This window comes from Snodgrassella alvi, assembly GCF_002777745.1.
Classification (GTDB): domain Bacteria; phylum Pseudomonadota; class Gammaproteobacteria; order Burkholderiales; family Neisseriaceae; genus Snodgrassella; species Snodgrassella alvi_D.
Map to the genome: position 1 here is coordinate 76,571 of NZ_MEIO01000027.1, position 21,336 is coordinate 97,906.

General features: G+C 41.1%; 18 protein-coding genes. 8 read left to right on the top strand and 10 right to left on the bottom strand.

Annotation, left to right across the window (positions count from 1 at the left end; genetic code table 11):
- Positions 1–11: 11 nt before the first annotated feature.
- Positions 12–578 carry an alkyl hydroperoxide reductase subunit C gene (gene ahpC, locus BHC51_RS03260; protein WP_100091022.1) on the bottom strand — a complete coding sequence of 189 codons (567 nt, stop codon included), beginning with the start codon at positions 576–578 and terminating at the stop codon, positions 12–14.
- A 449-nt stretch (positions 579–1,027) separates the two neighbouring features.
- Between ahpC and BHC51_RS03265 the strand changes: the two genes are divergently transcribed.
- Positions 1,028–1,636, top strand: coding sequence for a DUF2238 domain-containing protein (locus BHC51_RS03265; RefSeq protein WP_100153306.1), 609 nt, complete (start codon positions 1,028–1,030; stop codon positions 1,634–1,636).
- Between the two features lie 99 nt (positions 1,637–1,735).
- Here BHC51_RS03265 and BHC51_RS03270 read toward each other — a convergent pair whose 3' ends face one another.
- The 4 genes from BHC51_RS03270 to BHC51_RS03285 all read right to left on the bottom strand — a co-directional run bounded on the left by BHC51_RS03270 (position 1,736) and on the right by BHC51_RS03285 (position 4,364).
- Positions 1,736–2,023, bottom strand: coding sequence for a hypothetical protein (locus BHC51_RS03270; RefSeq protein ID WP_100135592.1), 288 nt, complete (start codon positions 2,021–2,023; stop codon positions 1,736–1,738).
- Positions 2,024–2,373: 350 nt separating this feature from the next.
- Positions 2,374–2,817, bottom strand: coding sequence for a ClpXP protease specificity-enhancing factor (locus BHC51_RS03275; RefSeq protein WP_100153307.1), 444 nt, complete (start codon positions 2,815–2,817; stop codon positions 2,374–2,376).
- Positions 2,818–2,842: 25 nt separating this feature from the next.
- The gene (locus BHC51_RS03280) at positions 2,843–3,448 is read right to left on the bottom strand and encodes a glutathione S-transferase N-terminal domain-containing protein (RefSeq protein ID WP_100099919.1); all 606 of its coding nucleotides are present in this window, start codon (positions 3,446–3,448) and stop codon (positions 2,843–2,845) included.
- 163 nt (positions 3,449–3,611) lie between these two features.
- A complete protein-coding gene (locus BHC51_RS03285; RefSeq protein ID WP_100153308.1) occupies positions 3,612–4,364 on the bottom strand; it encodes a Nif3-like dinuclear metal center hexameric protein in 753 nt (250 codons plus the stop codon).
- 591 nt (positions 4,365–4,955) lie between these two features.
- Between BHC51_RS03285 and BHC51_RS12910 the strand changes: the two genes are divergently transcribed.
- The 6 genes from BHC51_RS12910 to BHC51_RS03305 all read left to right on the top strand — a co-directional run bounded on the left by BHC51_RS12910 (position 4,956) and on the right by BHC51_RS03305 (position 12,944).
- Positions 4,956–5,138, top strand: a complete 183-nt coding sequence (locus BHC51_RS12910; protein WP_218964622.1) for a hypothetical protein — start codon at positions 4,956–4,958, stop codon at positions 5,136–5,138.
- 80 nt (positions 5,139–5,218) lie between these two features.
- Positions 5,219–6,025, top strand: a complete 807-nt coding sequence (locus BHC51_RS03290) for a hypothetical protein (protein WP_218966368.1) — start codon at positions 5,219–5,221, stop codon at positions 6,023–6,025.
- 66 nt (positions 6,026–6,091) lie between these two features.
- On the top strand, positions 6,092–6,469 hold the full coding sequence (locus BHC51_RS12915) for a hypothetical protein (RefSeq protein WP_218966369.1): 378 nt from the start codon (positions 6,092–6,094) through the stop codon (positions 6,467–6,469).
- A 244-nt stretch (positions 6,470–6,713) separates the two neighbouring features.
- A complete protein-coding gene (locus BHC51_RS12920) occupies positions 6,714–7,670 on the top strand; it encodes a hypothetical protein (protein WP_218966370.1) in 957 nt (318 codons plus the stop codon).
- Positions 7,671–8,261: 591 nt separating this feature from the next.
- Positions 8,262–9,080, top strand: coding sequence for a hypothetical protein (locus BHC51_RS03300; protein WP_100153309.1), 819 nt, complete (start codon positions 8,262–8,264; stop codon positions 9,078–9,080).
- A gap of 12 nt (positions 9,081–9,092) precedes the next feature.
- Entirely contained in the window at positions 9,093–12,944 is a 3,852-nt protein-coding gene (locus tag BHC51_RS03305) for a calcium-binding protein (protein ID WP_100153310.1), read from the top strand.
- A gap of 139 nt (positions 12,945–13,083) precedes the next feature.
- Here BHC51_RS03305 and BHC51_RS03310 read toward each other — a convergent pair whose 3' ends face one another.
- The 5 genes from BHC51_RS03310 to guaB form a co-directional block, all read right to left on the bottom strand.
- Positions 13,084–13,647 carry an endonuclease V gene (locus BHC51_RS03310; protein WP_306807522.1) on the bottom strand — a complete coding sequence of 188 codons (564 nt, stop codon included), beginning with the start codon at positions 13,645–13,647 and terminating at the stop codon, positions 13,084–13,086.
- A gap of 119 nt (positions 13,648–13,766) precedes the next feature.
- On the bottom strand, positions 13,767–16,985 hold the full coding sequence (gene carB, locus BHC51_RS03315; protein ID WP_100153312.1) for a carbamoyl-phosphate synthase large subunit: 3,219 nt from the start codon (positions 16,983–16,985) through the stop codon (positions 13,767–13,769).
- 72 nt (positions 16,986–17,057) lie between these two features.
- The gene (leuE, locus tag BHC51_RS03320) at positions 17,058–17,735 is read right to left on the bottom strand and encodes a leucine efflux protein LeuE (protein ID WP_100153313.1); all 678 of its coding nucleotides are present in this window, start codon (positions 17,733–17,735) and stop codon (positions 17,058–17,060) included.
- A gap of 57 nt (positions 17,736–17,792) precedes the next feature.
- The gene (carA, locus tag BHC51_RS03325) at positions 17,793–18,926 is read right to left on the bottom strand and encodes a glutamine-hydrolyzing carbamoyl-phosphate synthase small subunit (protein WP_100099713.1); all 1,134 of its coding nucleotides are present in this window, start codon (positions 18,924–18,926) and stop codon (positions 17,793–17,795) included.
- A gap of 314 nt (positions 18,927–19,240) precedes the next feature.
- The gene (guaB, locus tag BHC51_RS03330) at positions 19,241–20,701 is read right to left on the bottom strand and encodes an IMP dehydrogenase (RefSeq protein WP_100123130.1); all 1,461 of its coding nucleotides are present in this window, start codon (positions 20,699–20,701) and stop codon (positions 19,241–19,243) included.
- A gap of 182 nt (positions 20,702–20,883) precedes the next feature.
- On the opposite strand from guaB, the gene BHC51_RS03335 reads away from it, so the two are divergent.
- Positions 20,884–21,330 carry a DUF4124 domain-containing protein gene (locus tag BHC51_RS03335; protein WP_100099715.1) on the top strand — a complete coding sequence of 149 codons (447 nt, stop codon included), beginning with the start codon at positions 20,884–20,886 and terminating at the stop codon, positions 21,328–21,330.
- Positions 21,331–21,336: the final 6 nt, after the last annotated feature.

Sequence of the window (21,336 nt, forward strand, 5' to 3'; positions counted from 1 at the left end):
TTTAAGTGTTATTAGATTTTGCCAACCAGCTCAAGAGAAGGAGCCAGAGTTTTGTCGCCTTCTTTCCATTTAGCTGGACAAACTTCACCCGGGTGAGAGGCCACATATTGTGCAGCTTTAACTTTACGTACCAGATCAGCAGCTTCACGGCCAATACCTTCAGCAGTTACTTCTACACTCTGGATAATACCTTGCGGGTCAACCAGGAAAGTAGCGCGATCAGCAGAACCCTGACCTTCACGCAGCACACCAAAATTAGTAGCCAAAGTAGCGTTGCGGTCGCCCAGCATAAAATATTTAATTTTAGCAATGGTTTCTGAAGCATCATGCCATGCTTTATGAGTGAAATGTGTATCTGTAGATACAGAGTACACCTCTACACCCAGTTTCTGCAATTCTTCATAATGGTCAGCCAGATCACCTAATTCAGTAGGGCAAACAAAAGTGAAGTCAGCTGGATAGAAAAAGAATACAGACCATTTACCTTTAACATCAGCATCGCTGATATCTACAAATTTACCATTGTGAAAAGCAGTGGTATTGAATGGCTTGATTTCAGTATTAACATTGGCAACCATAAAGTATCTCCTTAAATGAAACAGGTTGAATTAAGTAATGAAAGTATAGTACACAAATTCAGGTCATAAATATAATCAAATGATTTTATACAACCCATAGTTTTTATTTTCAATAATAATCAAACACCTAAAATATTGATTTAAGAAAAAAGCTTATATCCCGTAAAAAAATTCTAAGAAACAGATTATTATTCATAACTCCAACATTACATAAGCATATACATCCCCACAACACAAATAGACACACATATCTTGTTACAGCAAAAAACCAAACAAGCCTTTTTCCAGCAATATCATCTTGTTTGCCATAACCACTTATTCAGATTAACATGCTGATATTAAACTAAAACTAATGGAATATCATCTTTATTATCGATACAGACTATCACAACCAACAGAGCCTTTCCTATTTATCCGCATCTACTGAACATTTATAGGCAATGTATCCCATGAAAACCCATATTGTGCAATTGATGATTTTTATAATGGTATTCATTTGGTCTGCTTACCGGCCACATGACTACCCAACCTGGTTTCTGGAAGTTTTACCAGCAGTAGTGGGCGTAGTGATACTTGCATGTACATATTCGCGTTTTCACTTCAGTAAATTGATGTACTGGGTAGTCCTAACTCATGCAATCATACTGCTTGTTGGCGGGCACTACACTTATGCAGAAGAACCGGTTTTTAATTATTTGCGTGGCGTATTTGACTGGTCACGCAATAATTACGACAAACTCGGACATTTTTTTCAAGGTTTCTCGCCTGCCATTATCACCAGTGAACTACTCTGGGGCTTACAGATAGTGCGCGGCCGCGGTTGGGTTGTTTTTTTAAGCGGCTGTCTCTGTATGGCCATTAGTGCCATTTATGAACTGTTTGAATGGCTGGTGGCTGAAATCAGTAATCAACAGGCAATAACTTTTCTTGGGACACAAGGCGATGTATGGGACACACAAGAAGACATGCTATGGTGCCTGATTGGCTGTAGCATCATGCTAATTTATTTGTATTGCAGCAAACAACACCTACAACAGCCGGCCACAGCAAAAAGCTAACGCAAGAACAAATAGCAAATCTGCTTATCATCTGCCAGCTACAACAGATTCAATACACTAATTACAAAAAATTTTCCTATATGCTCAGGCACAGGAAAATCAGATTGAGACAGATACTGTTTTTTCCAGTTTGGTTTTTATTTCATTGATATCTTCTTCAAATATCATAATCACCCCCAGATAGGCCATACCAAACATCATAGCTGTGATAAATGAACTGGCAATTGCCATCACATTCATCCATACCAGACCTAGAGCAAATACCAAAAAACACAGAGCAAAAATAACATTAAACCATAATTTTACCCTTTTAAATTTTTGTTCTTTTTGCGTTAGCTGCACGCTTAATTCATTACTGGCTGTTGCGGATACAGTAGTTTGGTTCATATATTCAAACCCCAGAAAATGCAAAGATAATAAATATTTATGTAATATTAAATTATTAAACAACAGTATTTTAATCCAACTTATCATTCAGCGTGAAGTACAAATTTAATAAAAATTTGATTATAAAATTACCGAATAAACAACTTAGTAGCACAATACTTGCCTAATATGTACCAACACCAGCATAAAATATATATCTGTATAAATGCAAACCCACTTTATGGAAAAACAGCCCTAATAAGCTGTAAACATCAGATATAAAAAAGGGCTAAAATCAGCGAATTTCAGCCCTTTTTACAATAATACAATCTAAATACCTCAAAAATAAAGTTTAAGCAGAGAACAATCAGCTATTTAACAATTTTCAATCCTTTTTTACCACCAGACTGAGCACTATCCTTTGCCGCTTTGCTCTCTGCTGCGATTTCAGGTTCTACTGTCTCATCGACCTCAGCAATAGCCGCGTTATCATCATCGCTAAGCGGTTCTACCTCAAAGCCCATGCCCTCGCCAGTTTCACGGGCAAAAAGACTGATTACATGACCAACCGGAATCCAGATATCATGAGATACACCATTAAAACGAGCCGCAAAACTCACCCACTCATTATCAATATTCAGATTGTGCGCGGCTACGGCACCAATATTGAGCACAATCTCATTATCGCGTACATACTGCCGGGGTACGCAGGTTTTATCATTTACCCACGCAACAATGTGCGGTGTATAACCACTGTCCAGCGCCCATTCATATAATGCACGCAGAATATACGGTTTGGTACTTAGCTTGCTCATTGTCTTCACCCCTCATCAAGATAATTTAGCGGCGCATTGCCTTTTCAGCCGGCGTCAAAGCGTTAATAAACGCCTCACGCTGGAAAATACGTTCAGCATATTTCAGTAACGGTGCAGCTGATTTCGGCAGCTTAATATCATAGTGATCCAGACGCCATAAGAGCGGAGCCAGAGCCACATCAATCATAGAAAAATCATCACCGATAATATATTTATTTTTGCTGAATGCCGGTGCCAGCATTGTTAAGCCCTGAGTAATCGCTTCACGGGCTTTATTCATATCTTTATTACTGGATTCAGGATTTTCCAGCACCAGTACATGACTGAACAACTCTTTTTCCAGCCGATACAGTACCAAACGACCACGACCACGCATAATCGGATCAGCAGGCATCAATTGTGGATGAGGAAAACGCTCATCAATATATTCATTAATAATATTGGATTCATACAGAATCAGGTCACGTTCAACCAGTACAGGCACCTGATTATATGGGTTCATTACGGCCAAATCTTCCGGCTTATTGTAAACGTCAACATCCTTGATTTCAAAGTCCATACCTTTTTCATACAGGACAAAGCTGCAACGCTGACTAAACGGACAAGTCATGCCCGCATATAATGTCATCATAATTAATTTCCCAAGATTACCGTATAATATCAATACAGTGTGATGTCTAAAGATTATCTAATTATAGACAAATGACTCTAATTTTACCAGAAAAATAGCTTAAAATCATGTTTATTAATGATTTTTCTCTAATAATTATTATACTTATCCCCACAGTTACGGCTTAAGCCGGATTAGATTCATCAAAAAACTGTTGCCTTATGCCAAACTCCCCGACCAAAGCACAAGCCAGTGCCTGTATACCATACCGCTCCGTAGCATGATGCCCCGCAGCAATAAATACTACCCCGCATTCCCGAGCCAGATGATATTGAGGTTCAGAAACTTCTCCCGTGATAAACGCATCTACATCCGCCTCAATAGCATACTGAAAAAAGCCCTGACCACCGCCGGTACACCAAGCTATCCGACGCACAGGCTGCTGCTGGTCTGCACATAAAAGCACCGGCACCCGGCCAAGACTGAGCTCCAGTTGCCATGCTAACTCAGCCGCAGTAAGCGGCTGTGCCAATGAACCATACTGCACCAGATTCTGCTCACCACCACAACCGTCTACCTGCCAGCCTAAGCGTAATGCCAACTGCACATTATTGCCCCATTGCTGATGCGCATCCAGTGGCAGATGATAGCCGACAAGATTAACATCATTAGCCAATAATGTCTGGATACGGCGTTTTTTCCAGCCTGTAATCGCTGCTGCTTCATTTTTCCAGAACATACCATGATGTACCAGCAACATATCAGCTTGCTGCGCTACAGCAAAATCAATAGCAGCCTGACTTGCCGTTACCGCGCAGACAATACTATTAACCTCATCCCTGCCCTCCACTTGCAACCCATTCGGACTAAAATCACGAAACTGAGCTACAGCAAGCTGCTGCGCGCACCAATCCAGAATTTCTTTTCTCATAACCATAAATTATCCTTAACCATACTTAATTACATTAAACATATCATCTATATTTTGCCGATAATAGCATCAGCCTGATTCAAACCGGTTCATTTTATATTCAAGTTTTTTATGTAGTTGATTATGTACAATGTAGACTGTTCCTTACATTGAAAAACTACACAGGAACACCTTATATATCCTCTAAATAAAATTTAATTAGTGTATTGATGATATATTTTCAGATAGTTAGCATAAATAAAACACTTAAAACACTTACTGATTATTACATTGATAAAAGATCAAAAAGAATCCAACAAATAATAATTTAAAACAATCAAATAGATATAATCTTTATACATCCTACTATAACAAACTATTCATGATTTTTATCATTAAAAAAACTAGAAGATAAAAAATATTGTTTTAAATATTCAGAAACTGTTTATAATTACTTTACTACTATTAACCAAAGGTTTACGACAATTACATCAACACAGAAAACATAAATAACTGGATTAATCAATTAACCAATTAATCAATTTACAGAGGTGAAGACTGACTAATATTCTGGCGATGATCATTTTTAATTAACGCAACCTTAATGAAGGAATGAGAATGGCAATACCTTTAATTATTGCAGGTGCAGTGGCAGCCGCAGCTGCTGTTGGTGGAAAAAAAGCATATGATGGGTATCAGACTAAATCAGAAGCTGACGAAATATTAGAAAAAGCTAAAAACAAATTTGATGCACGAAAAAAAGAAATAGATGCCTTAAGTAAAATTTCAGAAAAAAATTAGAACGATTAGGTCAACTAGAACTTGATATTGGCAAATTATTTCTAAAATTTAAAAAACTTTCTAACGAATTACTAAAACAATTGAAACGAGATGGCAATAGAAATCTTGAATTGTCAATTCCCAAACATAATATAAATAAAGTTGAAGAATACACTGTCTCAACAATAGAATTCTTAAGTACAGTCATCGCTTCAGGAGTATCAGGAGCAGCTGCTAGTTTTGCTGTATACAGTGGTGTCATGGCTTTTGCAGCCACATCAACAGGAACACCAATTGCCGCTTTATCTGGTGCGGCGGCTTACAATGCAACAATGGCTGCCATTGGTGGTGGTTCACTTGCTGCCGGAGGCTGGGGAATGACTGGTGGTGCAATGTTCTTAGGTGCTGCCGCAATTGCTCCTGTTTTGGTTATTGCAGGTTGGTCATATGCAAACTATGCAGAAAAAGCATTGGAAAATGCAACAAAAGTGAGAAATGAAATTGACGATGCAATAAAAAAAATGGATTTAGGTGAAGAACACTTAGCTAATATAAATAACTATGTAGATAAGATTTATTATTTACTAGAAAAAATTAATAACACTTTTACTACATATTTATATGCATTAAAACGGATGCACGAAAAAATAGTGGTTCTTGGTGGAGGAAGAGCAGCCGACGACATATCACAACAAAGTCTGAGAATTATTAATAATGGCTATTTATTGGCAGCAATCATGACCAACATTATTACCACTCCTCTTTTCCAACCAAAGGATGTATCCACAGACGGCGTTGTAGAAATCGAAACAGATAGTGATGGATTCAACGTTCTCAATACAAAAGAATTAGATAATATATTAAGTACTGGAGAAGAAGAATATTACGACTTTACTTTAAAAAAATGATAACCGATCGCCGAGTTTACTCGGCTTTTATCTTTAAGATAATTTACTAACGAGGAATTTTAAACAATGATTAAACAGGAAATGGACTGGAGTAAAGAGTTACACAATACAATTATTCAATCATTGGTAACTACATTCGGATTAGATTTTTTATTATTTGAAGATAAAAAAGGTGGGGACGTTGATACTATTCATAACGTGCGCCAAGGCATTTATGCAACAGAAGAAGAAAGAAAAAAATTTGAGCAACAAGCACAATATAATTCACATGAATATCATAAACACAATAATTATATTCAGACAAATAAACAAGCAAAAATCGATCATCAATCAAATAAATTAATAGACGCGTATACAGGTCAGGTCTTTGCACCTAATGATAAAATAAATTTAGATCATGCAATTTCAGCAAAAAAATACATAACGATCAAGGTCGTGTTTTAGCAGAGCTATCAGGCCCAGATCTAGCCAATCACAGTAGTAATTTATATGCTACCAATCAAACACTAAATAAATCTAAACAAGCTAAGGATATGTCTGACTATGTGAACCAACTGAAAAATGAAATGTCTCAAATCAAACAAGAAATAGCAATATTAGAAAATAAACCATCGTTAACCCACCAAGAAGAAAAAAACTAAAAAACTTAAAAAACTTAAAAAATAAAGAAAAAGCAGACCATGATAAAATGCTTGAAATAGACAAAAAAGCACGAGCAAGATATGAAAGAACAATTAATACAGCTTATTATACTAGTAGCAAATTTGCCAAAAAAGTTGCTAAGCAATCATTAATTTCTGGTGCCAAAATGGGAACAAGGCAAATGTTAGGACTTATTCTTGCCGAAGCATGGTTTGAACTACGAGATCAGTTTCCTGCTATTTATCATAATAATAAAATTAACTTTTCCATCAATAATTTCCTGAATGATATTAGCAATGTCTTTAAAGCCATATGGGAGCGTATAAAAATCAAATTTAAAGATTTTATTTATTCTTTCAAAGATGGAGCAATTAGTGGCGCATTATCTAGTGTCACAACGACAATCACCAATATTTTTTTCACTACAGGGAAAATAGTTGGAAAAATGATTCGTGAAATGTGGGGGCATATTGTTCAAGTAATTAAACTTATCTTTTTTAATCCAAATTCATTACCTACGGGTCAATTAATTAAAGAAGCCAGCATAATTATTAGTTCTGGAATCTCTGTTATTTGCGGCACTATGATATATACCACGTGCACACAATTATTTGCATTTCCATTTGGAACTGAATTATCTGCATTTTGTAGTGCCCTAGTTACTGGTATTCTAACATTAGCATTTAGTTATTACCTTGAGCACAGTGATAAAGCTCAAAAAATCTGGTCATTTTTAGACACATTTAAAGATAAATATTCAAAAGAATTAGATTATTTTAAAGCTGTAAATACAGAGTTGGATATTTATTTAAAAAAACTTGCAGAACTTGAATTTAATTTAAATACGCAACAATTAGAATCATTTACATTACGTCTTACAAGCACGAATAATGAATTAGAACGTAGCATACTCTTAGAACAAGAAATTCGACGTCGCAACATTAAATTACCATATGAAGTAGAAAATACTGAATCATTAAGATCATGGATAGGATCCTTATGAATCATTTACTACCATTACCCTTATATACTGGGTAATGGTAGTAAAATAAAATACTGGTAGGATCTTAAACCCAATCAGCACTTATGCTTTTTCATATTACTTAAGAGTTTATCAACAAGTATAAGTTTCAAGGCCAGATAATAGAGAGAAAGCTACCCAGTAAAATACCTAGATAGAGTTGTTAATCAAGGTTTTGTAATAAGTCCAAACACAGATATATTAAGCTTTAGACTCTTATTAATCATAATGGATAAGAATCGTAAAAATTTTCAACAGATACTTGAATCTACAATTAAATACTAAACTATTCTCAATTATCCTAAGATACTACTGCCAAAAGGCATACATAATTAAAATAATATTATAAATTTTGGGCACGTTTATCTAGAAAATAACCATCATATCGAAATAGCTAACAATAAGTTTTTATCTCTATAATTTATTGATTTATTTATACAAACAAATCAATAATAAACTTGATATTATTAGGATTTATTGGTATATTATAGTTAACTTTAGTTAGTTAAAGTTATAAAATAAAGAGTAACTAAGTTCTGATGCTTTTAAAATCAACTTAATAAAGGTTGAAATATGAAACGTTGGCTGTGTATTTTGATTCTGTGCTTAGCTGGCTGTATTGATGGGCGCAGTGAAGAAGAAAAAAACAAGCAATTACAGGATAAATTAGCTATGACAGATACCACTGAAATTACGGTTTTGATTCCTTCCAAGGTTTCAAGCAAAAAACTGGCGATTACTCTGCCACGCTGCTTTTTTGGGCCTAACTTGAAAAATAAAGTTGTTGATGGAATAGTTGAAGAGAAAGCAGTTAGCATTATGTATCAGCTACCTACTTTTTCCAACTTTCCTAATGATGAAGCAGCGTTGCATCAATGTCCTGATTTTTCCAAGCCAATTTCCGGTATAGGTATACGGCCGTTGTTTCCTAAGCCAAACAAAACTGAACTGGAATATGGCAATTACTGGTTTAAACAACAAAGCTATCAATATGCTTTAAAAGAACAACGAAACAATCAGACACTATATCGTGTTGGTATTGCTGGAAAGTTAACCACGTTTGCTAATCAGTCCGATACAAATCAGCAAGATATCAGCATTGATTTCTGGCCATTTGATGCAAAAGATGCAAGTGACTCCTACCCTCACCAGATTGATATTCATTCTGTATTGGATAAGGAGTTTGGTCTAGGGTATACCGTGTATTCCTCAAGATATCTGCATGGCAAGCATAAGCCATTGCCGAATCAGTGGTATTTTGCTGATGCCTTGATTGATATCTATAAACATAATGAAAGCTTACTAGATCATCCAGAAATTGTCCAAGGCTTTATCGAAAATAATAATCGTATTCTGGATTATATTCATCAACACAGCAAGGTCATTGACTAGAAAGGAGTAAGTATGAATTGCTTTATTAAAGGCGAAGGTTTCCAAGGATATCTTAATTTAGAATCATATATGGCTGAAAAGGCTTCCTATGATTTAACTGATGATCAAAGAGCCGAATTGCAATCGATCATAGATGATATTGAGAATAGACTTGCTCATGGCGAAGATGCTGATTTTTCCAAAGCCTATGATTATTTAAAAGGCACCATTCCAGCCGGCAATCCGGATGCCAATGGGTTAAATCTGTGGTTGAATGTAGCAGTGGGCACCAATAGTCGCGGACAGGCCGGCGGTTTCTGGGGCAATGTGATGGATAAAGCACTGCGCGCAACCACAGATGTGATCTTGCGCTCTCGGATGGGGAGATATGATAACAATAAATATAATCGCTTTTCTAATGATATGGCTCAAGCCTTACTGAATAATATCGCTCAGTCTGGCACAGTTTCTTTAGATGGTATTTTAAAATCGGATGCACAGGGTTTTACCCGTTTTGACCCAGACTGCCTGTCTCCCAAAGACTGGCCGGGTTCGGCACTTGACTGGCATAATTTATATAATATAGATTCGCTCAATCCGCTTGACCTTGCAAGGGCTTTCGGTAATCTGGCTATCGGAGCTGAAAGACTGGTTCGTGATCCATTTAATTTTGGCAACTGGATTTGTGAGCATCTGAGAGATTGGGCTGATTTAAACCGCGATGGTAAATATTATGTTTATGACCCGATAGTACTGGATCTGGATGGTGATGGTATTGAAACCGTAGGTTCGAGAAAATTAAGTGGCGCGCTATTTGACCATGATGGTGATGGTATCCGCACGGCTACTGGCTGGGTAAAAGCTGACGACGGGCTGCTGGCAGTAGACCGTAATGGCGATGGGATTATTAATGATGGTACGGAGCTGTTTGGTGACAGTACGTTGCTGGCAGATGGCAGCAAGGCTGCTAATGGCTATGCGGCATTACGCGAGTTTGACAGTAATGGCGATGGCCGGGTGGATGCACAGGATGCGCACTTTGATCAGTTGCGCGTGTGGCGTGATTTGAATCAGGATGGTATCTGTCAGAGCAATGAGCTGTTTACGCTGGAACAGGTAGGCGTAAAAGCGTTGAATCTGGAAAATAAAAACAGCAATACCAATTTGAAAAATGGCAATACGCTGGCTCAGATCGGCAGCTATGAAACCACTGACGGGCAAACCCGGGTTATGGGTGATGTGAATTTCGAGCATAAGCCGGTTTTCAGTGAGTATGCTGAGGAAGTAAAACTAACTGAGGAGCAGAAGCAGGCGCCCAATTTGAAAGGTACGGGGCGGGTACACGATTTACGTGATGCAGCGGCGCTGTCTAAAAATCTGGCTGCGGTGTTGCAATCTTATGCGCAGGCTGAAACGCGCGCGGAGCAGCTGGCGTTACTGGACAAGCTGCTGATGGAATGGGCTAAAACTGATCCGCAGTTTGATGGAAATGCTGACTATACCTTAGGCATAGAATGGGTTAATACTGGTTCTGCCAGCTCTGGCGGTTCTGCTATCAGGCCATCAGAAGAAAGTAAGCTTACTGTTGTTGATCCGGAATGGGAGAAGAAGTTTAAGACTTACAGCGATAAGCTGAATGTGCTGAATGCGTTTACTGGTGAAACTTCAAGATTATTTTATGCAGGTACGCCAAAGCAACGGCAGCAGCTTCTGGATACGATTGATAAGACTTATAACGGGATTCGCAATAGTCTGTATGAGAGTTTATTATTCCAGACGCGGCTGAAGCCATATATGGAAAAGCTTACCTTTAAGCTGGAAAATGATGAAGTTTCGCTGGATTTTTCGGAGATTGCTGCTACTTTTAATCAGGTTTTCCAGCACAATCCGGAAAAGGCGTTTGTGGATCTGGGGGAATTTCTGGCTTATCACTATACTGGTTTCTGGCCGGATGGGATTACTCTTTTCAATGAATATGCTGATTATGCAAAAGCACATGATGTATTTGATCACTGGTGCAGTCTGCTGGGTAAAACGGTACAAGATAAGCTGAGTGTGCAGTCTGGCGGCGATGGTAATGATATTCTGATTGGTACTAATCTGCTTGGTGGCGGACGGGATATTTTGAATGGTGGTGCCGGAGATGATTTGCTGATTGGAGGTATCGGCAATGATGAGCTGGATGGTGGTGCAGGCTCGGATATTTATGAGTTTGCGCGTGGCTTTGGGCGGGATATTATCCGCAATCATGATACCGGGGTAAATAAGGTTGATAAAATTCGTTTTACGGATGGTATTGTGCAGGATGAGGTGCTTTTTGCCCGCGATGGCAATCATCTGTTATTGAAAATCAAGGATACTTTTGATCAGATTACGGTAGTCAATTTCTTTAATGGCGATGGCCACGGCGGCGACCAGATTGATGTGGTGGAATTTGCTGATGGTTCACAGCTAGATGTTGAGGAAATCAAGGCGTTGTTGTTAAAGCCGACAGAAGGTAATGATTTTATTATTGGCTATGAATCGGATGATACTTTAATTGGTCTTGGCGGTAATGATGTGCTGAAAGGTCATGGCGGTAATGATATTCTCGATGGCGGTGACGGCGATGATAATCTGGATGGCGGCGCGGGCAATGATGTGCTAATTGGCGGTGCCGGCAATGATTATATCTATGGCGGTGACGATGATGATACTATTATCGGCGGCACAGGCGATGATTATCTGGAAGGTGGAGAAGGTTCGGATTTGTTTGTGTTTGATAAAGATTTTGGCCACGATCAGTTGCTTGAATTCAATCCCACTGGTAAAGATGTTAATACTGTGCTCTTTAATAATTGGGTAAAAAAGGATTTTACTTTTTCGCGCAAAGGGCTGGATCTTTATATTGTGGCGAAGCGTTCTGATGATTCGCTGAAAGTGATTAATTTCTTCCGTGAATCAGGTATTAATCAGATTGATTTTATTAAGTTTTCTGATGGAAGCCAATTAGATGTTGCGGATATCCGTACGCTTACTCAAGCCGGAACTAATGACGATGATGAGTTATATGCTTATGGCTCTGAGGATACTTATCTGAATGGTGGTAAGGGTAATGATAAGCTGTTTGGGGCTGATGGTAATGATAAGTTAGTTGGTGGTAAGGGTAATGACTATCTGGAAGGCGGTGGTGGTGATGACCTTTTATACGGTGGTAGCGGTGATGATATCCTTGTAGGTGGGAAAGGTAATGATTATCTGGAAGGTGGTACTGGTAATGACATTTATGTTTTCAGCAAAGGACATGGCCAAGATACTATTCTGGAACACAATTCTAATAACAAGGATGTAAATACAATCAGATTTACGGATGTTCTATCTGATGAGATTGTTTATCGCAAAGCTGGTTATGATCTGGTGATGTCTGGCTACAATGGTACAGATTCGGTAGTCGTTAAAAATTTCTTTTGTGGCGCTGTGCATCAGATTCAGGTTTTTGAATTTGCGGATAAAACGTTGACATTAAATGAGCTTGAGCTGGATAAGCTTAAATCCTCTGCAAAAACTGATAAATTTTCTGTTATGAATCTTACAGATACGATTCATGCTGATAGTCTCGATGCAGGTGATTTATTTAGTATGAATTTTGCGCGTTATGCTGATAATCATTCGGTAGACGCTGGTAATCTGCTGCATTTAAATGGGATGGATTATTTATTTGATGACAGGGGTGCAGGCTTGCACAATTCAGGAAATGCTGATGATGTGCTGGCTGCGAAGCAGGTGCAACATTTGATTACAGCAATGGCTAATATGGGATCTAATAATGCTGACATTTTGCCGGTTCCTGAACAAGTGGGATTGTCTCAGCAGCAAAATGTGATAACGGCATACTGGGGTAATTAATTACCGGAGTTACCCGAAGCCTGCAAATGATTTTTGCAGGCTTTTTTGTATGCATGGGTGTATTTGAATTTTTATCCTGCTTTAGGTAAATATCTATTTTTTAATTTGAAGCTTTATAATTTTAATTGTGTATATGATTTTATTCTTTATTCGTCTTTTCGGATTTAAATAGTTTTGTCTGCTGATCTAAGAAGCTCAGTAAATCTGGCATGCGATATTTTCCAGCCATTAGTTTGATGTTTGCAGCTGCATTTTCTAATGGTATGCCGATTGCGGTAATATACAGTGGCTGTTTACTTTGACCACGAATAATTTCGATTAAATACTGGCTATTTCCGGCAAATGGTTTTTTGGCTATACCTATGATGGGGATGGTTTTATTTAAAGCATGATAAAGATGTCCACCTAAGCCGATTTTATTTTCAGCTAAATGTACATATCCATCTATGAGGATGGTTGAGATGGTGGATAGGTCGATTTTATCTAATAGTGACATTATGCAAGGTAATTCTCGCTGATAAAACTGGCCAGACTGATAAGGTGCAATATTATTTCGATAATCGGTAATTATGGTATTGATATCTGATTTTGTATCAGTCCAATGTTGAAATAAAATCCCTACTGTTTTTGCCTGATTTTCTATATAGTAAACATCAATTGCCAGTATCATTTTTTGTGATTTACCTTTGTCTTGTTTAATTATTTATATTTTAGAAATAATTTTGAATATGGTTGATGGTATATTTAGCTGTTTTGATTGGTAAGAGGCTACTAACTGCGATGTATGCTGTTAGTAGCCTACGCTATCTAAATAATTTAATCTTAAGCTGTTACTGACTCTATACGCTGATGCAAGCTCTGAATGCTGTATACATCGGTATGAGACAACTGGCTTACGCCTTCGCTCATGGCCAAAGCCCCAGCGATGGTGGTATACAGTGGTACGCGCATATTCAGGGCACTGCGACGGATGGAATGGCTGTCTTTAATTGACTGCACATCACTACTTACTGTGTTAACTACTAGTGCAATTTCGCCATTCTTGATTATATCAACGATATGGGGACGGCCTTCGGTTACTTTATTGACTATTTGTACGTTGATGCCGTGCTGTGCCAGAAATGCGGCTGTACCGCGTGTGGCACATAAGCCATAACCAAGTGACTGGAAGTTGGTGGCAACCTGTATTACTTGTGGTTTGTCTTCATCGCGTACAGCCAGAAAGACTTTGCCAATCGCCGGCATTCGCTCTCCGGCACCAAGCTGGGCTTTGAGATAGGCTTCGGCAAAGGTTTCCCCTACGCCCATTACTTCTCCGGTTGAACGCATTTCTGGCCCAAGTATGGTATCGACACCGGGAAATTTGATAAATGGGAAAACGGCCTCTTTTACGGCAAAAAATTCGGGAATGACTTCCTGAGTGTAGTTCTGCTGTTGCAGTGATATACCTGCCATTACTCGTGCGCCGATTTTGGCCAGTGGTACGCTGGTAGCCTTGGAAACAAATGGAACGGTACGTGAAGCGCGTGGATTGACTTCGAGTACATAGACTATGTCGTCCTGTACGGCAAACTGTACGTTCATCAGACCAACGACTTGTAATTCTCTGGCCATAGCCGCTGTTTGGCGGCGAATTTCGTTTTGAATAGCTGTTGTGAGTGAATAAGGTGGTATTGAGCAGGCGGAATCGCCGCTATGTACGCCAGCCTGTTCTACGTGCTGCATGATACCGCCAATGACCACCTGCTGACCGTCACATACACAATCTACATCTACTTCGATGGCGTGGCTGAGGAAATAATCCAGTAATACGGGGCTGTCGTTGGATACTTGTACGGCTTCGCGCATATAGGTTTGTAATTCGGCAGCGGAATGCACTACCTGCATGGCACGGCCACCCAGTACGTAAGATGGACGTACTACGAGTGGATAGCCTACTTCTTCAGCCAGTTGCAGGGCTTCGGTCTCGGTACGTGCTGTGCGGTTTTCTGGCTGGCGCAGGCCTAATTTATGCAGAATCTGCTGGAAACGTTCGCGGTCTTCTGCTGCATCGATAGCATCGGCTGATGTACCGATGATTTTTATTCCATTGGCTACCAGTTCATTTGCCAGTTTTAATGGTGTCTGGCCACCATAATGCACAATCAGTCCGTCTGGTTTTTCGGTATGGCAGATTTCAAGTACATCTTCTAGTGTGAGTGGTTCGAAATAGAGGCGGTCGGAAGTATCGTAGTCTGTGGATACGGTTTCTGGATTGCAGTTAACCATGATGGTTTCGAAACCGGATTCGCGTAAGGCTAAAGCGGCATGTACACAGCAATAATCAAATTCGATTCCCTGCCCGATACGATTGGGTCCACTGCCAAGAATCATGATTTTTTTGCGCTGGCTGGGTTCTGCCTCACACTCTTCTTCATAAGTGGAGTAAAGATAGGCAGTGTTGGTGGCAAATTCGGCCGCACAGGTATCGACTCGTTTGTATACCGGATGCAGCCTGAGGGTATGGCGATGCTGGCGCACGCTGGTTTCATCACTGCGCAGTAGCTGTGCCAGCCGTTTATCGGCAAAGCCTTTACGTTTCAGTCTGCGCATGTAGGTATAGTCTATTTCATTCAGTTTGCGACTGATGAGCTGCTGTTCTTCTGCCACCAGATCGGCAATCTGTGCCAGAAACCATGGGTCAATGGCACAGATTTGCTGGATTTCGGTGAGTGTGAATCCGGCACGAAAGGCATCGGCCACATACAGGATGCGCTCTGGCCCGGGGTTGGCCAGTTCGCGCTGAATAGCTGCACGATTGCTGCTGCGGCTATCAAAGCCACTTAATCCTATTTCCAGCCCGCGCAGTGCTTTATGGATAGATTCCTGAAATGTGCGTCCGATGGCCATAACTTCACCAACTGACTTCATTTGTGTAGTAAGGCGGTCATCCGCGGAGGGAAATTTCTCGAAGGCAAACCGCGGTACTTTGGTGACGACATAATCTATTGATGGTTCGAAGGAAGCCGGTGTACGGCCACCGGTAATGTCGTTCTGCAATTCGTTAAGGGTATAGCCTACCGCCAGTTTGGCGGCAATTTTGGCAATCGGAAATCCGGTGGCCTTGGAAGCCAGTGCAGAAGAGCGGCTGACACGCGGATTCATTTCAATGACGATCATTTCACCGTTTTGCGGATTGATTGCAAACTGTACATTGGATCCACCGGTATCGACGCCGATTTCGCGTAATACAGCCAGCGATGCATCGCGCATTAGCTGGTATTCTTTATCGGTGAGTGTCTGTGCCGGTGCTACGGTAATGGAGTCACCTGTATGTACGCCGCACGGATCGAAGTTTTCAATTGAGCAGATGATGATGCAGTTGTCGGCGCGGTCACGCACTACTTCCATTTCATATTCTTTCCAGCCCAGTACTGACTGTTCTACCAGTAGTTCATGGGTAGGCGAAGCATCGAAACCGCGTTCACAGATGGTGATGAATTCATCTTTATTGTAGGCAATGCCACCACCACTGCCGCCCATGGTAAAAGAGGGGCGAATCAGTGCCGGAAAGCCTACCTGTGTCTGTGCCTCCAGTGCCTGATCCATGCTGTGACAGATAAAGGATTTGGGTGTAAGCAAGCCGATTTTGTTCATGGCTTCTTTAAAGCGGCCACGGTCTTCTGCTTTATCTATGGCATCTTCCGATGCTCCTATGAGCTCAACCTGATATTTTTTGAGGATTCCGTTATGAGCCAAATCCAGAGCGCAGTTGAGTGCTGTTTGCCCACCCATGGTTGGTAAAATTGCATCCGGACGTTCTTTTTCTATAATTTTCGCTACCGTTTGCCACATAATCGGCTCAATATAGGTCACATCAGCCATATCCGGGTCGGTCATGATGGTGGCCGGATTGGAGTTAACCAGAATGACTTTGTAGCCCTCTTCACGCAATGCTTTGCATGCCTGAGCACCGGAATAGTCAAATTCACATGCCTGACCAATCACGATAGGGCCTGCACCAAGAATAAGAATGGATTTTAAGTCTGTGCGCTTAGGCATATTGATACCTTTTTAATGATTGTCTGTTTAGTTTAGCGGCTTGGCCGTGGTTCTTTACTGCTATTTAGATACTCAGTTGATAGTTGCTGTCCATAATTTCAGCGCAAACGCTATAAACATCAGTCCGACTGTGGCCACCGCACTGGCAGCCAGCCGCTGATAATGACGAAACCACTTTACCAGCGATATACCACTGAATATTAGTACACTGAGATAAGTTAGACTGCAAATTTGCAAAATAATAGCCAGCAACAGAAAGCTGAATGCTGGATATATGTAATGCGGGTCAACAAACTGGACAAAGAAAGCCAGAAAAAACAGTATGGCTTTGGGATTTAACAGGCTTAATAGCAGGGCTCGTTTAAACAAGTAGTGTGCTGGAGGTGGTTTATTAGCTGTATCAGTTGCAGACAGTGAATGTCTGAAAGCTTCGGCTGCCTGTTGATGCCTGTTCCATTGTCTGACTGCTGAACGGAATAACTGCCAGCCCAGATAACATAAATATGCTCCTCCAGCCAGTTTCAGCATTAAAAATAATACAGGAATGGTTTTAATAATTGATGTTACTCCAGTAGATGAGAGTAACATCAATATGCTGTCACCTAAAAATATGCCGGCTACGGCACAATAAGCTGCTCTGGCACCATATTTTCCCGCCATTGTCAGACAGTACATGGAATTGGGTCCGGGCAATAAAACGATGGCGATGGCACCAATGATATAGGTTCCCAGATCTGTAATACCAAACATGGTGTTTCCTTTACATTTTTGCTCTTCTCAATGGCTTGGTTGGTGAAAGGTGTCCATTTAGTCTTTGCGTGCTGCCTGCATATGTTCGATAAACCGGTCAAACAGATAGGATACATCATGCGGGCCCGGGCTGGCTTCAGGGTGTCCCTGAAATGAAAAGGCCGGTTGTGTGGTCAGGCTGATGCCTTGTAATGAACCGTCAAACAGTGATTTATGGGTAATACGCACATTTTGCGGTAAGGTATCTGCATCTACTTCAAAGCCATGATTCTGACTGGTAATCACTACTCTGCCAGTATCGATGTCCTGTACCGGATGGTTGGCACCATGATGACCAAAAGGCATTTTACGGGTTTGTGCACCTAACGCCAGACCAAGCAATTGGTGACCCAGACAGATACCAAACAGTGGCAGTTTATGTGCCAGAATTTCCTGTACGGCAGCGATGGCATAATCACAAGGCTCTGGGTCGCCAGGGCCGTTGGACAGGAATACGCCATCCGGATTCATTGCCAATACTTCTGTAGCAGGCGTGGTAGCGGGAACAACAGTCAAACGGCAGCCACGCTCGCTGAGCATGCGCAGGATATTGGTTTTTACTCCGAAATCATAGGCTACTACATGATATTGTGCTGCCGGAGGTTCAACATAGCCCTGCCCCAGTTGCCATTCACCCTGTGTAAATTCATATTTTTCTGTACAACTTACTTTCTGTGCCAGATCCTTACCTGCCATGCTGCCAAAAGCTTTTGCCAGTGTCAGTGCCTGCTTCTCGCTGGCATCTGCACCGGTTAGAATACAACCGGCTTGTGCTCCTTTATCTCGCAGTAAGCGGGTAAGACGGCGTGTATCTATGTCGGCAATTGCTACGGTATGATGACGCTGCAAGTATTGAGCCAGACTTTCTTCTGCGCGGAAATTGCTGTGCAATAAAGGCAAATCCCGGATAATCAAGCCAGCAGCATAAATCTGCTTACTTTCGGTATCTTCTCTGTTTATGCCGGTATTGCCGATATGCGGATAAGTGAGGGTAACCATCTGCTGGGTATAAGATGGGTCGGTAAGAATTTCCTGATAGCCAGTCATGCTGGTGTTGAAGACTACTTCACCAACTGCCTGCCCGGCCGCACCAATGCTGACACCATGAAATACGGAACCGTCAGCCAACACCAGAATTGCGTTTGTAGTCATGATTGATTCCTGTAGATTTTAGTAGACTATTGCCGTGACACCAGTCTGTTTAGTTATGGATAAATAATTGTGCTTTCTGTTACCAGTTACAGGCAAAAAAAAACACGCCACCTCACGCAAAATGGCGTGAGCTACGTGCTTGATGATGGCAGGTATATGTATTATCTGACGCTGCCATGAAAGCAATGTATTTTAGCTAATCCTTTCTGTTTTGGCAATGCAGGTCTGAATAATAAAAAAGAAATTTTTCATTATTCCACTGGGTAGCCTGCCGGCTACCCTTTTATATTAATACCTGATTTTACGCTAATATTTTAGCGAACATGGTAATTCGGCGCTTCTTTGGTAATCTGCACATCGTGTACATGAGATTCGCTCATGCCGGCAGCGGTAATTTCCACGAATTCAGCCTTGCTGTGCATATCCTGAATGGTTTTGCAGCCAAGATAACCCATGCTGGAGCGCAACCCGCCCACCAGCTGGTGAATAATCTGGTTAATCGGCCCCTTGTAGGGTACGCGTCCTTCAATGCCTTCTGGTACATATTTATCAGCGCTGGCCACATTGTCCTGAAAATAACGGTCTGATGAGCCCTGACTCATGGCACCCATTGAACCCATGCCGCGATAGGATTTATAGGAACGTCCCTGATACAGCTCGATTTCACCCGGTGCTTCTTCTGTTCCGGCAAACATGCCACCAAGCATCACTGCTGAAGCACCAGCGGCCAGTGCTTTGGCCAGATCACCAGAAAAGCGGATACCGCCATCAGCAATCAGTGGCACGCCGCTGCCTGCCAATGCAGTAGCAACATTATGAATTGCTGTTAATTGCGGCACTCCTACCCCAGCGACAATACGCGTTGTGCAGATGGAACCCGGACCAATACCTACTTTAACTGCATCAGCCCCCGCAGCCACCAGATCACGTGCAGCAGCGGCTGTAGCAATATTACCGCCAATCACGTCTACATCCGGGTAATGCTGTTTTACCCAGCGAACACGCTCGATCACACCTTGACTGTGTCCATGCGCTGTATCCACTACCAGTACATCTACACCTGCCTGTACCAGAGCAGCTACGCGCTCATCTGTGTCCTGTCCCACACCTACGGCAGCACCAACGCGCAACCGGCCTTCGCTGTCTTTATTGGCATTGGGAAATGCGGTATTTTTCAGAATATCCTTGACGGTAATCAAACCTTTCAGTTCCCATTCGGCATTAACCACCAGTACCCGTTCAATTTTATGTGTATGCATTAATTCTCGTGCATCATCAATGCTGGTGGTTTCACTTACTGTTACAAGACGCTCACGTGGCGTCATGATACTGGCTACTTTTTGTTGCAGATTGCGCTCAAAACGTAAATCACGGTTGGTAACCAATCCAACTACTCTGTCATTTTCGAGCACCGGCAAACTGGACACTTTATATTTGCGCCCAGGGCCAATCAGATCACCAATCAGGGTATCTGGTGTAATGGTTACCGGATCTTTGACTACGCCACTTTCATAGCGTTTGACATTGGCAACAGCACGTGCCTGCCGCTCAATACTCATGTTTTTATGAATAATACCAATACCCCCTTCCTGTGCCATGGAAATAGCCAGTCTGGCTTCGGTAACGGTATCCATCGCGGCAGAAACCAGCGGTAAATTCAAATAAATATGACGGGTAAGCGGGGTTTTCAGTATAACGTCGCGCGGCAGTACTTCAGAGTGAGCAGGTACAAGTAGCACGTCGTCAAAAGTGTAAGCTTTTTCGACTATACGCATTTTAGAGCTTCTTTTTCGAGAACGAGGAGAAATTAGGTGGAGGAATTGGCGAGCAATTTTAACAAATTTACGACACACTGGCAAAATATACTTTTACACAATCCTGTCAATTGGCAAACAGAAGTTTTTTTTATCGTATAATAGTCAAAACATATATTTTCAAACGCGAAGGAAAAGTAAATATGCGTCACAAAATACTGAAAATGTCACTGGCAATGGTATTGATGAGCAGCACAATAATAGCAGGTGCTGCGGAAGTCTACACATGGCGTGACAAGAAAGGCATAAATGAATACTCAGATGCCCCTGTTCAACTTACTCCGGCTAAAGCCAATCGATTCAACATACGCACTCAGGCTTCTACTCCGCTGGCTACTCCCCAGCCCGATGCTCAGGCCAGTTCTGACTCACTGAGCGAACAACAGGCTCAGCTTAATCGCAAGATTGAAGAGCAGAATAAATTGAGAGAAGAAGAGAATAAGAAAATTGCAGAACAAAACAAGAAAAACCGCGAAGCTGCTTGTAAAACAGCAAAACTAAACCGCAATATGGCTGATAGTCTGCGTACTAATAATCGTGATGCACTGATTCAACGTTATGATGAAGATGTACGCATTAATTGTAACTAATTTTTC